Raw genomic sequence first — 15,348 nt, forward strand, 5'->3', positions numbered from 1 at the left:
CCACGCCGGTGTGGCTCAGGCGGAAAAATGGTACAGCCGGGTCCATAGTTAAACCTCGCACGGTTTGACCATGGGCCTTTTGCTATGACACGTACTTCTCTCCTGCTGCTGGCGTTGCCGCTCTGCACCTTGGCCGCCGATGGCGAGCTCTGGCTGGTGGAACTTGAACACAACGATGGCCTGCGCCTGCAGTTTCAGGGCGCCGAACTCGAGCTTGGCAACGCCGCGCTGAGCGGGGTGGCAGGCAACGATGAGCTCAGACCCGGCATGCGTCTGGCCATCCTCAGCCGCGACGGAGTCGCCGAGCGGATCGGCATAGCCGACGCCATCGCCGGATTCTTGCCGACCAGCCAGTGGCGTCGGGCCGAAGCCTCCCTGCTGGCTGTCAAGGGCCGCACTCTGCGGCTGCAGGGGCTCGGTGTGCTGGCCTTCGATGCAGATACCCGCTGGCTGAACGGCAGCCCGGCCGACCTGCAACCGGGCCGCAAACTGGTGCTGAGCCGGGATGAAGAGGGTCGCCTGACCGAGATCCTGATTGCCAATCCGGAAGATGAATAAAAAGCAGCGCTATGGGGCGCAGCTCTGCCGTTTATTGAACGTGGATGCTTTTGAGCGGATCACAAAGCATTGCTGGTTGCGCTGCTTGTCATGCCGGTATTCGTTGATATCCGCTTCCCTCCTTCCATATCGGCGGGTGAGAGGGGAGGTGTGACACGTATCTCTTGCTTGTTGAGACTGGTCGAATGCCCACTGAGCGAATGGAGTGAGATGCATGTTAGAGCCGTGATAAGGGATGACCAAAGAGTCAGGTCACGGAGAGGGCAAAAGGTTAAAAAAATCCCCAAGCGATGCTTGGGGATTTGTGTATAAGAGCGGCTCTGCAGGAGCCCTTCAGATTAACCGGGAGCGTTAGATGGCCCAGCCACCGGCATAGAAGATCACTAGCGCCAGGGCGATGATGACGGTGCCGATGTTCAGCTTCTTCCACTCGGCAGCAAAGATGCGACCAACGACCAGCGCCACGAAGCCCAGCATGATGCCGGTCACGATATTGCAGGTCAGTACGATGAAGACGGCGCACAGCATGCCGGCGAGGGCATCGACCGAGTCGCTGAAGTCCAGCTTGGTGACGTTGCCCAGCATCAGCAGACCGACGTACATCAGGGCCGGTGCGGTGGCGTAGGCCGGTACCAGATAGCTCAGCGGGGAGAGGAAGATCATCAGCAGGAACAACACGCCGACCAGCGTCGCGGTCAGGCCGGTCTTGCCACCGGCTGCGGTGCCTGCGGCAGATTCGATGTATACGGCAGCCGGAGCACCGCCCACCACGCCAGCGACCATGCTGCTGACGGAGTCGGCAGTCAGAGCCTTGCCGCCGCTGATGATGTGGCCACGTTCGTTGATGAGGCCCGCCTGACCGGCCACGGCACGGATGGTACCGGTGGCGTCAAACACGGCGGTCATCACCAGCGCCAGCACGGTCGGAATGACCACCGGATTGAGGGCGCCCAGCAGATCCATGCTGCCTAACAGCGAACCTTTTTCACCACTCAGGCTCGGCATGGCGAAGAAGCCTTGCCAGGTCACTTTCGGGTCGAAGATCAGGCCAAGGATGGAGATGGCGATAATCACCATCAGGATACCCCCCGGCACCTTGCGACGCTCCAGACCGAAGATGGCGGCCAGACCCAGCACCGTCATGATGACCGGGAAAGAGGTCACTTCACCCAGTTGAACCGGCAGACCGGCTCCTTCGTTCTTGATCACCATGCCAACGCCGTTGGTGGCGATCAGCAGCAGGAACAGGCCGATACCTATGCCGGTGCCGTGGGCAATGCCGGAGGGGAGGTTATCCAGGATCCACTGGCGCACGCCGGTGATGCTGATCAGGGTGAACAGCACACCCATCAGGAAGATGGCGCCCAGCGCGACCGGAATGCTCAGTCCCTGACCCAGTACCAGACTGAACGCGGTAAAGGCGGTGAGGGAGATGGCACAACCGATGGCCATCGGCAGCTTGGCCCACAGACCCATCAGCAGGGAGCCGAAGGCGGCGATCAAGCAGGTCGCCACGAAGACAGGGCCCTGCTCAAAACCGGCGGCACCCAGCATGTTCGGCACCACTATGATGCTGTAGACCATGGCCAGGAAGGTGGTCAAACCGGCCAGCAGCTCCTGGCGCACACTACTGCCGCGCGCAGAAATGGAAAAATAAGAGTCCAAAAAGCCGCCGTTCCCTGATTGGGCGGCCATATCTTGCTTTGCCATAACTTATCCTGAAAGTGTGAAGGAAATCGTTTGCTTTTGTGGCGCGCAAAATAGCAAGAATTCGTGGCAAATACAGCGGATAACCTGACTTTTTTGTCAACATTTTACATTTTGGTTCCATTTGGGTTGTTTTTAGGGCTCAAGCGGTGAGTGCGTGTCAGGCTGGGAGCACACGGTTGGGGGAGAGGAGATCAGTGAGAAAAAAGCGGGGAACAACAAAAAACCCGCCTAGGCGGGTTTTTTAATTCTTGCAGAGCTGTCAGCAGTTGGCGTGAGCCATCAGCAGCATGCTCAGGCTTGAATTACAGACCAACTACGTTGGCAGCAGCCGGGCCTTTCTGGCCTTGCTCGATGGTGAACTCAACGCGCTGACCTTCGTCCAGGGTTTTGAAGCTGGTGGACTGGATAGCGGAGAAGTGTACGAACACGTCTTTGCTGCCGTCAGCCGGGGAGATGAAACCAAAACCTTTCTCAGCGTTGAAGAACTTAACGGTACCAGTCATTTTGTTAGACATAATAATTTCCTTAAATAGTGTTGAAATGCCATTTGCATGGCAAGTTGTGATTTTTCGTCAGCAATACGTATGGGGAGCACTAAAGAAGGAGAATTATTTGATAAGAATTATCCGAGGATAACGCTTATGCTAATCACTGCTTTACTAAAATGACTGCCTAACATAATCAGGTCTGAACTGCCGAACTATCGAGAACGATTAAAACACGCTCTCATTTTTAAAGCAAACTTTATCTCGATATTAATGTTTTGTAACAGCCGGACATCTCATTTTTTTATAGTAAACATGATGTATTTCAACTGTATAGCAAAAACCACTCAGGCAAGTTCGTGAACGACTTTTGACCAAGATAAACAGGTTTGCCCCTGCGCTCCAGCTGTGATTTTCTGCTCTATTTCAGACATAGCTTTATTTCTGTTGATGCTTTTTTCGCTCAGTTTTTTCAATGATAATCCCGACCCTCTCCAGCAGGCCAAGATTTACTTGGCAACTCCAATACCAGTAAGACGCGAACCTATTCGTTCTTCCGGCAAGGTGTTATTTACTATCAGCGTCAGCTCAAGATGAAGGAAGCCTACGCGATCTTGCTGATGGCGACGTTTACCTAGTACCTGAAGCTACACCGGTTATACATAAGCACAAAATGGACCGTATTGAGTCTCAATAAGTGAGCAGAACAGTAAGCTTTAACTGCCGAACTGTTATCCATATTCTAAGTTTTGAATTTTCAATCATAAAAATGCTTAACTGACTGGCATTAGGCTCTCGGCAGCCCTTTTTTAATGTTGTGAGTCAGGAGCTGCCAGGTAAGAAGCCGGCATGATCCGCGCAATTTTTACCATGTTGTTCTCTACTTCGAGAATTTCGATAGGATAACCTGCCAGCCGAAGCCCGATGTTGGGCTGGGGGATCTCCTCCAGGTATTCGAGTATCAGACCGTTGAGGGTGCGTGGGCCATCGATGGGCAGGTGCCAGTTCATCTCCTTGTTCAGCTCGCGCACGCTGGCTGAGCCTTCCACCAGAAACGTGCCGTCCGGCTGGGGATGGATTTCATCGCTCGGCGCTGGCGTCATGGAGGTGGTGAAGTCGCCCACGATCTCTTCCAGAATGTCGTCCAGGGTGATCAAGCCCTGAATGTCGCCGTATTCATCGACGATCAGGCCGATCCGCTCCTTATTGCGCTGAAATTTGGCCAGTTGCACGTTGAGCGGGGTCCCTTCCGGAATGAAGTAGATCTCGTCCACTTCCCGCAACAGACTCGATTTGTTGAACAGATCCTTGGCTACCAGCCGCAGGGCATCACGAGCGTGTAAAAAGCCAACAACATCGTCGATATTGTCGCGATAGAGCAGGATCTTGGTGTGGGCGCAGTGGGCCAGCTGGCGCTGGATGCTCTTCCAGTCATCGTTGATGTCGATGGCGTAGATATCGCTGCGCGGCACCATGATGTCTTCGACCAGCATCTTGTCGAGATCCAGAATGCTCAGCAGCATCTCCTGATGACGCTGGGGGATCAGGTTGCCCGCCTCGTTGACGATGGTGCGCAGCTCCTCGGTGTTGAGGGAGTCATCCTTATTGGGGTTGATCTTCAGCATCTTGAGCAGGCCGCTGGTGATGCCGTTGATCAGCCAGACCAACGGTGAGAGTGGCACCATCAGCCCCTTGAGGATCCAGGAGGCGGGATAGGCGATCTTCTCCGGGAACATGGCGGCCAGGGTCTTTGGGGTCACTTCACCGAATACCAGTACTACCAGTGTCAGGCCGAAGGTGGCGATGGCGACCCCGAGATCACCAAACAGCCGGATACAGACGATGGTGGCGATGGCGGAGGCGAGGATATTGACCAGATTGTTGCCGATCAGGATCAGTCCCAGCAGGCGATCGGGGCGGGCGAGCAGTTGCTCGACGCGACGTGCGGCTTTGTGTTTGGTCTGGGCCAGATGCCGCAGTTTGTAGCGGTTGATGGACATCAGGCCGGTTTCAGAACTGGAGAAGAAGGCGGAAAGAAGGATCAAGATAACGAGAACAATCAGTAATGTGCTCGTTGAGATGCTGTCCAAAAAGGGCTCCTGTTGGATGGTATGGCTAAAAGTATCGGTGTCAGCTCAACAGCACTTCTTTGACGAAGCGGCTGCCAAAGTAGGCAAGGGTCAGGATGACGCTGCCAATCAGACTTAGCGTGATGACTTTGCGACCGCGCCAGCCATAGGTGTGATGGCCCCACAGCAGCAGCACGTAGACACACCATGCCAGGATGGAGAGCACCGCCTTGTGGGATTTGCCTTGGGCGAACATGTCTTCGAGGAAGAAGAGGCCGGAGGCGATGGAGAGGGTCAGCAGCAGCACCCCCGCAGAGATCAGCTGGAACAGCCGTTTCTCCACCGTCATTAGTGGCGGCATGGCTGGCAGGTTACTGATTTTTCTCGATTTAAGTTGTTTGTCCAGACAGGCAAGCTGCAACGCAAACAGGCAGGCGATCATCAATACCGAGTAGGCCATCAGGGCGAGGCCGATATGCAGCAACAGTTGGGGATGGGCCTCCAGATGAGTGATATAGTGTCCCGGGATCAAGGCGCTGGCCGCCAGCAGCAGGGCCGAGAAGCTGTAGACCACCGGTAGCAGGATCCAGCCGTTGAAGCGGCGAGTTACGCAAGTCATGAAGCAACTGATAATAAGGCTGACCAGCGAGGCAACGTTGAGCATGCTCAGGTTCTGGCCGGAACTCTGCAATACCTCTGAACAGAGGACGCTGGCATGGGTGATCAGGGCCAATCCGATACAGGCAAACAGGGAGCGCTGTCCCACCGGCTTGGCGCTCAGTAACAGATGCAGTGAGGCGATGATGGCCAGCAGATAAAACGCCAGGGCCAGAACAGAGATTACGATCATAACCAGGTCGTTGTTGCATAAGCTTTTGAGGGTAAGAGGGGCAGTATACCTTGCACGAGAAGTGCTCGCCAGTTGTGCAACGGCCGATCTGCCCATATATAGGGAGAAGGTCCCTGCTGCTACGGTGCGGTGAATAATCGTCCTCGCGCCCGCTCTGGGTTATAATGCCCCCAATTTATTACGCCAAGAACCGGAATCCGTCATGTTTGAGAATTTGACTGAACGACTCTCGCGCACCTTGCGCAATGTCAGTGGCCGTGGTCGCCTGACCGAAGACAATATCAAGGAAACCCTGCGCGAAGTCCGCATGGCGCTGCTCGAGGCGGATGTCGCCCTGCCAGTCGTGCGTGATTTCGTGGCGCGTGTCAAAGAGCGCGCAGTCGGGCAGGAAGTGGCAAAATCTCTGAGCCCGGGTCAGGCATTCATCAAGATTGTGCACGGTGAACTGGTCACCGTGATGGGTGAGGCCAACGAACAGCTCAACCTGGCTGCCCAGCCGCCCGCCATCATCCTGATGGCCGGTCTGCAGGGGGCCGGTAAGACCACCACGGTTGGCAAACTGGCCAAGCTGCTCAAAGAGCGCAGCAAGAAGAAGGTGCTGGTGGTCAGTGCCGACGTCTATCGCCCTGCGGCGATCAAGCAACTGGAGACCCTGGCCAGCGACATCGGCGTCGACTTCTTCCCGAGCGATGCCAGCCAGAAGCCGGTCGATATCGCCACCGCTGCCATCGATCAGGCGCGCAAGAAATTCTATGACGTGGTGATCGTCGATACCGCCGGTCGTCTGCACGTCGATAGTGAGATGATGGCCGAGATCCAGGATCTGCATGCCACCATCAAGCCGGTCGAGACCCTGTTCGTGGTCGATGCCATGACCGGTCAGGATGCCGCCAACACCGCCAAGGCGTTCAACGAAGCGCTGCCGCTCACCGGCGTGATCCTCACCAAGGCGGACGGTGATGCGCGCGGTGGTGCCGCGCTGTCTGTGCGCCACATTACCGGCAAGCCGGTGAAGTTTATCGGTATGGGCGAAAAGACCGATGCGCTGGAGCCGTTCCACCCGGATCGCCTCGCTTCCCGCATCCTCGGTATGGGCGATGTGCTCTCTCTTATCGAAGAGGTCGAGCGTAACGTCGATAAAGAGAAAGCGGCCAAGCTGGCCAGCAAGGTCAAGAGCGGCAAAGGCTTCGATCTGGAAGATTTCCGCGAGCAGTTGGCTCAGATGCGCAACATGGGCGGCATGATGGGGATGCTCGACAAGCTGCCCGGCATGTCCGGTTTGCCGGATAATGTGAAAGATCAGATGGATGACAAGCTCACCGTACGGATGGAGGCCATCATCAGCTCCATGACGCCCAAGGAGCGTGCCCATCCCGATCTCATCAAGGGTTCCCGCAAACGCCGTATCGCCGCAGGCTCCGGCATGCAGGTGCAGGACGTGAACAAGCTGCTCAAGCAGTTCACCGAGATGCAGCGCATGATGAAGAAAATGTCCGGCAAGGGCGGTATGCGCAAGATGATGAGTCAGATGAAGAACATGATGCCCCCCGGTTTCGGTGGCGGCCGCGGCCCGTTCTGACTCGGCCCGCGTGTTGATGGGGGTCTGCAGCTGCAGGCCCCTTTTCATTGCGGCTCTGCGCAAAAAATGGCTGGCTTGGTTGCAATTATTACGAATCCAAGTAGAATTACGCGGCTTATTTTAAGCTAGGGTCCGCGTGTTTGCGGGCCTTGTTCATTAGATGTTAATGAGGACGATATGGTAACCATTCGTTTACAACGTGGTGGCGCGAAAAAGCGTCCGTTCTACCAGGTAGTAGTTTCTGACAGCCGTTGCGCCCGTGACGGTCGCTTCATCGAGCGCGTTGGTTTCTTCAACCCGGTTGCTGCTGGTTCTGCTGAAAAGCTGAACCTGGACCTGGCTCGTATCGAGCATTGGGTTGCTACTGGTGCCGCTGTTTCTGACCGCGTTGCCAAGCTGATCAAAGACGCTAAAAAAGCTGCTTAATCAGCTAAACGGTAAGGAGTTAAGGTGGAAAAACCTGTAGTTCTGGGCACCCTGGGTACCGTTTATGGCATCAAGGGCTGGCTTAAAGTGAACTCCTTCACCGATGTTGCCGAAGCGATTTTCGATTACAACCCCTGGCTGATCAATCAGAACGGGGTGTGGCGTGAACTCAAGGTCTCGGCCTGGAAGCGTCACAACAAGGGTCTGATCTGCAAACTCGATGGTATCGATGTGCGCGAAGATGCCCTGGCATTGACCAATGTCGAGATTGGTGTACCCGCCGATCTGTTGCCTGCGTTGCCGGAAGGTGAGTTCTATTGGCGTGACCTGATTGGTTGCTCCGTGGTGACCACCAAGGGATACGACTTGGGCAAGGTGACCGAATTGATGGAAACCGGCTCCAACGATGTGTTGGTGGTTGAGGCCAATGTAAAAGATGCCTTTGGTGCAAAGGAGCGGTTGATTCCGTTCCTGGAAGAGCAGGTGATCAAGCATATTGATCTGACTGCTCGAACAATCGAAGTTGATTGGGATCCTGGTTTCTAGTTTCCCGCGCTAACACGGGTGCCGGAGGTTTCTTATGTGGATTGGGGTCATTAGCCTCTTCCCTGAAATGTTCCGAGCCATTACCGAGCACGGGGTAACGGGTCGGGCCGTCAAGAGTGGCCTGCTGCAGATTGAGTGCTGGAACCCCCGGGAGTTTACCCACGATAAACACCGTACGGTCGATGATCGTCCTTATGGTGGTGGGCCTGGCATGTTAATGATGGTTCAGCCGCTGCGTGACGCGATTCATGCAGCCAAGCAAGCGGCGGGAGACGGGGCGAAAGTCATCTATCTCTCTCCTCAGGGACGCAAGCTGACTCAAGCGGGCGTGACCGAGTTGGCGACGAATCAGAAACTGATTCTGGTAGCCGGTCGATACGAAGGTATCGATGAACGCGTGATACAAACCGAAGTCGACGAAGAGTGGTCTATCGGGGATTACGTGTTAAGTGGTGGCGAGCTGCCTGCCATGACCCTGATCGATGCGGTTTCGCGTCTGGTCCCCGGGGTTTTGGGCGATCAGGCCAGTGCCGAGCAAGACTCCTTCACAGATGGCTTGCTGGATCATCCCCACTACACTCGACCGGAGGTGTTGGATGGATTGGCGGTGCCCGAGGCGCTGACAAGCGGCAATCACGAAGTGATCAGACGCTGGCGACTCAAGCAATCGCTCGGACGAACCTGGCAAAGAAGGCCGGAACTTATTAACAACCTAGCTCTGACTGACGAGCAAGAATCACTTCTTGCCGAGTATGTCCGCGAAGTGCGTGACAGCGTTAAGTAGAGTTTTCAGTTTATCCTAGGTAAGGAAAGACAATGAGCAAGATTATTCAGCAGCTTGAACAAGAGCAACTGCGTACCGACATCCCGGCTTTTGCCCAGGGCGACACTGTACGTGTTCAAGTTCGTGTTAAAGAAGGTGGTAAAGAGCGTCTGCAGGCTTTCGAAGGCATCGTTATTGCCAAGCGTAACCGCGGTCTGCACTCTGCTTTCACCGTTCGCAAGATCTCCAACGGCGAAGGTGTTGAGCGTGTATTCCAGACTCACTCTCCGCTGATCCACAGTGTAGAACTGAAGCGTCGTGGTGATGTTCGCCGCGCCAAACTGTACTACCTGCGCAACCTGTCCGGTAAAGCTGCTCGTATCAAAGAGAAGCTCAACTAATTCGATTCGAATTGGTGTCGATATGTCGACAAATAGCTCGACAGGTAGTGAAAAGGCTCGCCAATGGCGAGCCTTTTTTGTATCGTTTATTGGCTATCTCGTTGCCGTTACTGGATGGTAATCCCCCCGAAAAACTGAGGTGCTCATAAGTAGAATTTTCTCGTATCTTGAACGCAGGAGGTTCTACATGAAAACATCACGCTTTAGCGATGCACAGATTATCGCCATCCTCAAACAGGCCGAGTCTGGCTCACCCGTCCCTGAGCTCTGCCGTGAGCATGGCATCAGCTCCGCCACCTTCTACAAGTGGCGCTCCAAATTCGGTGGCATGGATGCTTCCCTCATGGCTCGCCTCAAAGAGCTGGAAGAGGAAAATCGTCGCCTTAAGAAGATGTATGCCGAGGAGCGCCTCAAGGCTGAGATCATCTCCGAGGCGATGGCAAAAAAGTGGTGACGCCATCTGCCCGCAGGGAGATGGCGACCAAGGCCGTGGCTCATTACGCTATCTCTATCCGCCTGGCTTGCCAGGTGTTCAAGGTGAGCGAGGGTTGTTATCGCTATCAGCCCGTGCTGGCCGATGAAAACCAGGAGATTGCCGACTGGCTGCTGCGCCTCACCACCAACCAGCGCAACTGGGGGTTCGGGCTGTGCTTTCTGTACCTGCGTAACGTCAAAGGCTTTGGCTGGAACCACAAGCGGGTCTACCGGATCTATCGGGCGCTAGAGCTCAATCTGCGGATAAAACCCAAGAAGCGGCTAGTGCGCGCTAAGCCGGAGCCGTTGGCAGTTCCTGATCAACCGAATCAATGTTGGTCGATGGACTTTATGCATGACCAGCTCAGCGATGGTCGCTCGGTGCGGTTGTTTAATGTGATCGATGACTTCAACCGCGAAGCACTGTGCATCGAGGTGGACTTTTCCTTGCCTGCCTCGCGAGTCAAACGGGCACTGGAGCAGGTCATCGAGTGGCGGGGCAAACCAGCCGCAATCCGCTGTGACAATGGCCCGGAATACATCAGCGAAGAGCTCAAGTGCTGGGCGCAGCAGAAGGGGATTGTGCTGAGGTATATCCAGCCAGGCAACCCACAGCAGAATGCCTACATCGAGCGATTTAACCGCACGGTGCGTTACGACTGGCTGGGCCATTACCTGTTTGAGTCACTGAATGAGTTACAGGAATTTGCCACGAACTGGCTGTGGGTTTATAACCATGAGCGGCCCAATATGGCGCTGGGTGGCTACACACCGAAACAGCGCCTGGCCCAGGCCGCATGACCTCTACTTTTGAGTGCCCTAAAAATGGGGGGATTACCGGATGACGCGTACTACCGAGTTGTCGCGCCCGAAGGGGCCTGGCACATAGTCGTCCGCAGCCCAGTCATTCTCGTAGCGGGTTTCCCCTGCTGGTGTGATGAGCTGATAGCAATATTCGAAGTAACCCGGGCCGTCGGTCGGCAGATTAAGGGTGGCTTTGAACTCGCCGCTCTTCATTCGTTTCAGCTCGACCGGTTGCCACTGGGTGAACTCGCCGATCAGCATCACCTGTTCCGCCTCTGCGCGGCCTCTTTCTCTACAGCAAAGGTCACCTTGACCTCCGGCTTGGACTTCAAAAACTGTTTGATCAGTGGCATGACGCCTCCTTGCCCGTGAGTTTAAAATGTCTCCTGTCTATTTTTATACCACCATATGACAAAATTATTGATAAGACAGATCACGTCGGCAAGGCAAAATAGCGTTGCAGCAAACTGTGGGTGAAGTCGATCTTGAGATAGAAGCCTCGGGGCAGGGTCATGATGGGTTGACCATCGCGGCCGATGGCGCGAGTCAGCGCCTTGTTGTTGGCCGCCTTGGGACGCAGTTGCATCACCTGGCCGTGGCGAGCGCTGATCTGCTCCACTTCCCCCAGCACTATCATGTCCATCAGCTCCTCCCAATCCTGACGCAGTAGCCTATCTTCCTCTTCACTCGGGCTCCACATCAGCGGCATGCCGACCCGTCGCTCGCCAACCGGGATCTCCCGACTGCCTTCCACCGGGATCCAGAGTACCCGGGAGAGCTTGTTGCGCACGTTTGACGCCTCCCAGCGCTGGCCACTGACACCGATCAGCGGGGCAACGCAGACGAAGGTGGTCTCCAGTGGTTTGCCTTGAGGATCCACGGGGATCGTCTTGAGTTCGATCCCCAGCTCCGGGAAGTCCTGTTCCGGCTTGCTCCCTGCGCTGGCCCCCAGTTGCAGCTCGATCAACTGACCGACCCACCCCTTGTCACGGCGCAGATCGTTGGGCACTGTGACGCCAGCTTCGGCGGCCAGCTGCGCCAGCGTGAAGCCGGCCATGGCATAGGCTCGGCTCAATAACTCCTGCTCGGATTGGGGATTGCTTGGCATAGTTGGCTCCATCTTGCTCGCCGTATTCTAACAGGAGAGGATCCCGAGAAGGATCGCTGTTTTTATAACCGATCCTGAGTGGATAAGATCAAATGCAGAGAATTTGGGGGCTATCAGCTCATCATTATGATTTTAAAGGATTTTGTCTGGTTTATCGAGCAGTGCTGCTGGCCTGGTTTGACCTCGAAATAGTTGTCCAAGGGTTTGTGCATGATGTTACACACAGTTATCCACAGAAATCTTGGATAAGTGGATGAAAGTGGGTGGCATCGCTGATTTGTTACAAAAAATTGTGAATGCCACCCCATTTTTACCGGGCAAATAGGGTAGATGTTGTGCCTCTCTTGTGGATAATTTCGCCACGGTGGATCTTTGAACAGTTGAACTTGTTCACAATCAGGATCATGGATCTTGCTCTTGGGGTGACATGGATCTAGATCCAGTTATTTTGTCTCAACTTAATGTATAGTAAGGTATTTTTATCTTTGGTGTTGCTGGGTGACGTGGAGGGGGCTTGCCGCGCACAGGTGAAAAGTACTGTATATACCCGTTTGCTAACAGCTTTATGCACAGTCTGGGTGGGCAACTTGGCCCAGTTGATCCTTGGATTTGTTTATAAGTCGGCTTGAAATTGAAAGTTATTCATGAGTGGGGGATCGCAGTCCCTGTTTGCTGCCACGAGGTGAATGTGGAACAATCCCCTTATAGATTCAGCCTTTATAAGGTGATCACGTGATAGATGGTGACGGGTTTCGTCCCAATGTCGGTATCGTGATCTGTAACCGTGAAGGACAAGTGTTGTGGGCTAAACGCTATGGGCAGCACTCCTGGCAGTTTCCGCAGGGGGGTTGATGATGGTGAAACGCCAGAGCAGGCCATGTATCGAGAGCTGTATGAGGAGATAGGCCTCAAGCCCGAAGATGTGACCATCATGGCCACCAGTCGTAACTGGCTAAAGTACCGTTTACCCAAACGTCTTGTCCGCTGGGACAGTTCACCGGTCTGTATTGGCCAAAAGCAAAAATGGTTCCTGTTACAACTTGGTCCGGGCAGGGAATCGCGGATCCAGTTTGGCTGTCATGGCCATCCCGAATTTGACGATTGGCGTTGGGTCAGCTTCTGGTATCCGGTCCGTCAGGTTGTCTCGTTCAAGCGGGAGGTTTACCGCCGGGTCATGAAGGAGTTTGCCCCGCTGGCGATGCCGGCGCCGGTACCGGCAGTTCAGGTCAACAAGAAGGATGGGCGGCGCAACCGCGCCCGTTAAGGAGCACAGATTAGTTGTTAACGGAACTCAGACGTATCGTCGAGAGCATGGCCGAGGCCAATACCCTCGAGCAGGCCTTGCAGGCATTGGTCAGTCAGACCCGGTTGGCCATGATGGTGGACTGCTGTTCCGTTTATGTCTCAGAACCCGAGATGCGCCGCTACCGGCTGGCTGCGACCGATGGTCTGGCCGAGTCGGCGGTGGGCAAGGCTACCTTACCGTTCGAGCAAGGCATCGTCGGTCTGGTGGGTCAGCGGGAAGAGCTGATCAACTTGGCTGATGCCCCCGCGCACCCCAGTTTCAAATTCCTGCCCGATGTGGCCGAAGAGGCGTTTCGCTCTTTCCTCGGCGCCCCCATCATGCACCAGCGTCAGGTGGTCGGTATTCTGGTGGTGCAGCAGAAAGAGAGCCGCCGCTTCGATGAGGGGGAGGAGTCCTTCATGGTCACCCTGGCGGCCCAGCTGGCGGCCCGGATCGCCCAGGCGCAGGCCAAGGGGTGGTTGCAGAAGACCGACTGGAGCAAGCCGCTGCGCGGTATTGCCGGGGCCAGCGGTATCGCCATGGCCAAAGCCTGGGTGTGGCGGCCGCGCAAGGCGCTCTCGTCCATTACCCCGCGCAAGGATGAAGACCATGCCAGCCAGTTGGAACGGCTGGAGCTGGCGGTGGAGGAGGTTCGTCACGATCTGGAGAGCTGGCGCTGCGTTTTCGCGAGAGCTACAGCCAGGATTCGGTGGCGATCTTCGACATTTACCTCCATCTGCTGAACGATCCCGGCTACATCAAGCCCATTCGCAACAAGGTGAGCAAGGAGCACTGGACGGCGGTCTCGGCGGTCAGCTCATCAGCGATCGCTTGATCGAGCAGTTCAAGGGGATGAAGGATCCCTATCTGCAGGAGCGCTCCACCGATGTGAAGGACATCGCCCAGCGGCTGATCAGCCGCTTGGTGCAGAACGAACCGGAACATATCGCCATCGGCGAGCCGGTGGTGCTGGTGGCCGATGAGGTGACCGCCACCATTTTGGCAGAAGTGCCCCGCGAATATCTGACCGGAGTGGTCTCGCTCAAGGGGGGACCAACTCCCACGCCGCCATTCTAGCGCGCGCCATGGGGGTGGCCGCCATCATGGGGGTCGATCTGCCCCTTGGCGACATCGGTGGTCGCATGCTGGTGGTCGATGGCTACAGCGGCGATCTCTTCATCGAACCCAATCAGGTGATCCTGACCGAGTATCGTCAGCTGCTTAGCGAAGAGCGGGTGCTCGATACCCTGGTACGCAGCGTCGACAACCTGCCATCCGAGACGGCCGACGGCACCAAGGTCTCCCTGCTGCTCAACGCCGGGCTAAGTGCCGATACCGAGATTTCCCTCAATCAATTGGCGGACGGGGTGGGCCTCTATCGCACCGAGATCCCCTTTATGCTGCAGGAGAGCTTCCTCCGAGTGGGAGCAGACTGCTCGCTATCGCGGTATTCTGGAGACCTACCGCAACCGGCCGGTCTGTATGCGGACGCTGGATGTGGGCGGCGACAAACCGTTACCTTATTTCCCCATCGTCGAGGAAAACCCCTTTCTTGGCTGGCGGGGGATCCGGATCACCCTGGATCACCCCGAACTGTTTCTGGTGCAGCTCAAGGCGATGCTGCGGGCCAGTGAAGGGCTGGACAATCTGGCCATCATGCTGCCGATGATCAGCAGCGTCAGCGAAATCAAAGCCTCCCGTCGTCTGCTGGATCAGGCGTGGCGGGAAGTATCGGAAGAGGCGGCCAGCCGCGATGCGGTGATCCGCTACCCCAGCCTCGGGGTGATGATCGAGGTGCCCTCCGCCCTCTTTATCTTGCCGGAGATGGCGCCGCTCATCGACTTCTGGTCGGTGGGCAGCAATGACCTGACCCAGTACCTGCTGGCAGTGGATCGCAACAACTCCCGGGTTGCCAACATCTACGATGCCTTCCATCCTGCGGTGATCCGCGCCCTGCAACAGCTGGTTGACGCCTCCCACCGTTACCAGAAGCCGGTGTCGGTCTGTGGCGAGCTGGCCGGTGATCCGGTCGGTGTGCTGCTGCTGCTGGCCATGGGCTATCGCCGCTTCAGTATGAACACCCACAACATCGCCCGGATCAAGTACGTGCTGCGCCAATCGACCCTGAGTGAGCTGACCGAGCTGCTTGCCGACGGTCTCAAGCATGACAATCCCCATGTGCTGCGCGGCCTGTTTGCCCGCTATCTGGAGGAGCACGGTTTGGGCGGCTTGCTGCGCGCCGGCCACAAACCGAAAATCGGTTGATTGATAAACATGCCTTGTCCCTGCT

At 55.9% G+C, this 15,348-nt stretch carries 12 protein-coding genes and 3 pseudogenes; 9 read left to right on the forward strand and 6 right to left on the reverse strand.

Going from position 1 to position 15,348, the window contains the following annotated elements:
- The first annotated feature begins 84 nt into the window (after positions 1 to 84).
- The gene (locus NMD14_02420; GenBank protein ID XEI33336.1) at positions 85 to 558 is read left to right on the forward strand and encodes a hypothetical protein; all 474 of its coding nucleotides are present in this window, start codon (positions 85 to 87) and stop codon (positions 556 to 558) included.
- A 351-nt stretch (positions 559 to 909) separates the two neighbouring features.
- On the opposite strand, the gene NMD14_02425 is transcribed toward NMD14_02420, so the two are convergent.
- The 4 genes from NMD14_02425 to ccsA form a co-directional block, all read right to left on the reverse strand.
- Positions 910 to 2,268, reverse strand: coding sequence for an NCS2 family permease (locus tag NMD14_02425; protein XEI33337.1), 1,359 nt, complete (start codon positions 2,266 to 2,268; stop codon positions 910 to 912).
- Positions 2,269 to 2,570: 302 nt separating this feature from the next.
- Complete coding sequence (gene cspA, locus NMD14_02430) at positions 2,571 to 2,783, reverse strand: RNA chaperone/antiterminator CspA (GenBank protein ID XEI33338.1); 213 nt, start codon at positions 2,781 to 2,783, stop codon at positions 2,571 to 2,573.
- 779 nt (positions 2,784 to 3,562) lie between these two features.
- A complete protein-coding gene (locus NMD14_02435) occupies positions 3,563 to 4,843 on the reverse strand; it encodes a CNNM domain-containing protein (GenBank protein XEI33339.1) in 1,281 nt (426 codons plus the stop codon).
- 40 nt (positions 4,844 to 4,883) lie between these two features.
- Positions 4,884 to 5,672, reverse strand: coding sequence for a cytochrome c biogenesis protein CcsA (gene ccsA, locus NMD14_02440; protein ID XEI33340.1), 789 nt, complete (start codon positions 5,670 to 5,672; stop codon positions 4,884 to 4,886).
- A 202-nt stretch (positions 5,673 to 5,874) separates the two neighbouring features.
- Between ccsA and ffh the strand changes: the two genes are divergently transcribed.
- The 6 genes from ffh to NMD14_02470 all read left to right on the forward strand — a co-directional run bounded on the left by ffh (position 5,875) and on the right by NMD14_02470 (position 10,662).
- The gene (gene ffh / locus NMD14_02445; protein XEI33341.1) at positions 5,875 to 7,251 is read left to right on the forward strand and encodes a signal recognition particle protein; all 1,377 of its coding nucleotides are present in this window, start codon (positions 5,875 to 5,877) and stop codon (positions 7,249 to 7,251) included.
- A 177-nt stretch (positions 7,252 to 7,428) separates the two neighbouring features.
- Complete coding sequence (gene rpsP, locus NMD14_02450; GenBank protein XEI33342.1) at positions 7,429 to 7,677, forward strand: 30S ribosomal protein S16; 249 nt, start codon at positions 7,429 to 7,431, stop codon at positions 7,675 to 7,677.
- A gap of 24 nt (positions 7,678 to 7,701) precedes the next feature.
- Positions 7,702 to 8,223: a ribosome maturation factor RimM gene (gene rimM, locus NMD14_02455; GenBank protein ID XEI33343.1), complete on the forward strand. Its 522-nt coding sequence runs from the start codon at positions 7,702 to 7,704 to the stop codon at positions 8,221 to 8,223.
- 34 nt (positions 8,224 to 8,257) lie between these two features.
- Positions 8,258 to 9,007, forward strand: a complete 750-nt coding sequence (gene trmD, locus NMD14_02460; protein ID XEI33344.1) for a tRNA (guanosine(37)-N1)-methyltransferase TrmD — start codon at positions 8,258 to 8,260, stop codon at positions 9,005 to 9,007.
- Between the two features lie 32 nt (positions 9,008 to 9,039).
- A complete protein-coding gene (gene rplS, locus NMD14_02465) occupies positions 9,040 to 9,387 on the forward strand; it encodes a 50S ribosomal protein L19 (GenBank protein XEI33345.1) in 348 nt (115 codons plus the stop codon).
- Positions 9,388 to 9,574: 187 nt separating this feature from the next.
- A protein-coding gene (locus NMD14_02470; protein XEI33346.1) for an IS3 family transposase occupies positions 9,575 to 10,662 on the forward strand; the annotation gives its coding sequence in 2 pieces (ribosomal slippage) (positions 9,575 to 9,827 and positions 9,827 to 10,662; 1,089 coding nt in all).
- Positions 10,663 to 10,695: 33 nt separating this feature from the next.
- Here NMD14_02470 and NMD14_02475 read toward each other — a convergent pair.
- Both NMD14_02475 and mutH read right to left on the reverse strand, forming a co-directional pair.
- Positions 10,696 to 11,018: pseudogene (locus NMD14_02475) on the reverse strand (isoamylase early set domain-containing protein).
- A gap of 80 nt (positions 11,019 to 11,098) precedes the next feature.
- Positions 11,099 to 11,773, reverse strand: a complete 675-nt coding sequence (gene mutH / locus NMD14_02480) for a DNA mismatch repair endonuclease MutH (protein XEI33347.1) — start codon at positions 11,771 to 11,773, stop codon at positions 11,099 to 11,101.
- 732 nt (positions 11,774 to 12,505) lie between these two features.
- On the opposite strand from mutH, the pseudogene rppH reads away from it, so the two are divergent.
- Both rppH and ptsP read left to right on the forward strand, forming a co-directional pair.
- Positions 12,506 to 13,037: pseudogene (gene rppH, locus NMD14_02485) on the forward strand (RNA pyrophosphohydrolase).
- Between the two features lie 14 nt (positions 13,038 to 13,051).
- Positions 13,052 to 15,323: pseudogene (gene ptsP / locus NMD14_02490) on the forward strand (phosphoenolpyruvate--protein phosphotransferase).
- Positions 15,324 to 15,348 lie beyond the last annotated feature (25 nt).

Source organism: Aeromonas veronii, from assembly GCA_041319085.1.
Classification (GTDB): domain Bacteria; phylum Pseudomonadota; class Gammaproteobacteria; order Enterobacterales; family Aeromonadaceae; genus Aeromonas; species Aeromonas veronii_F.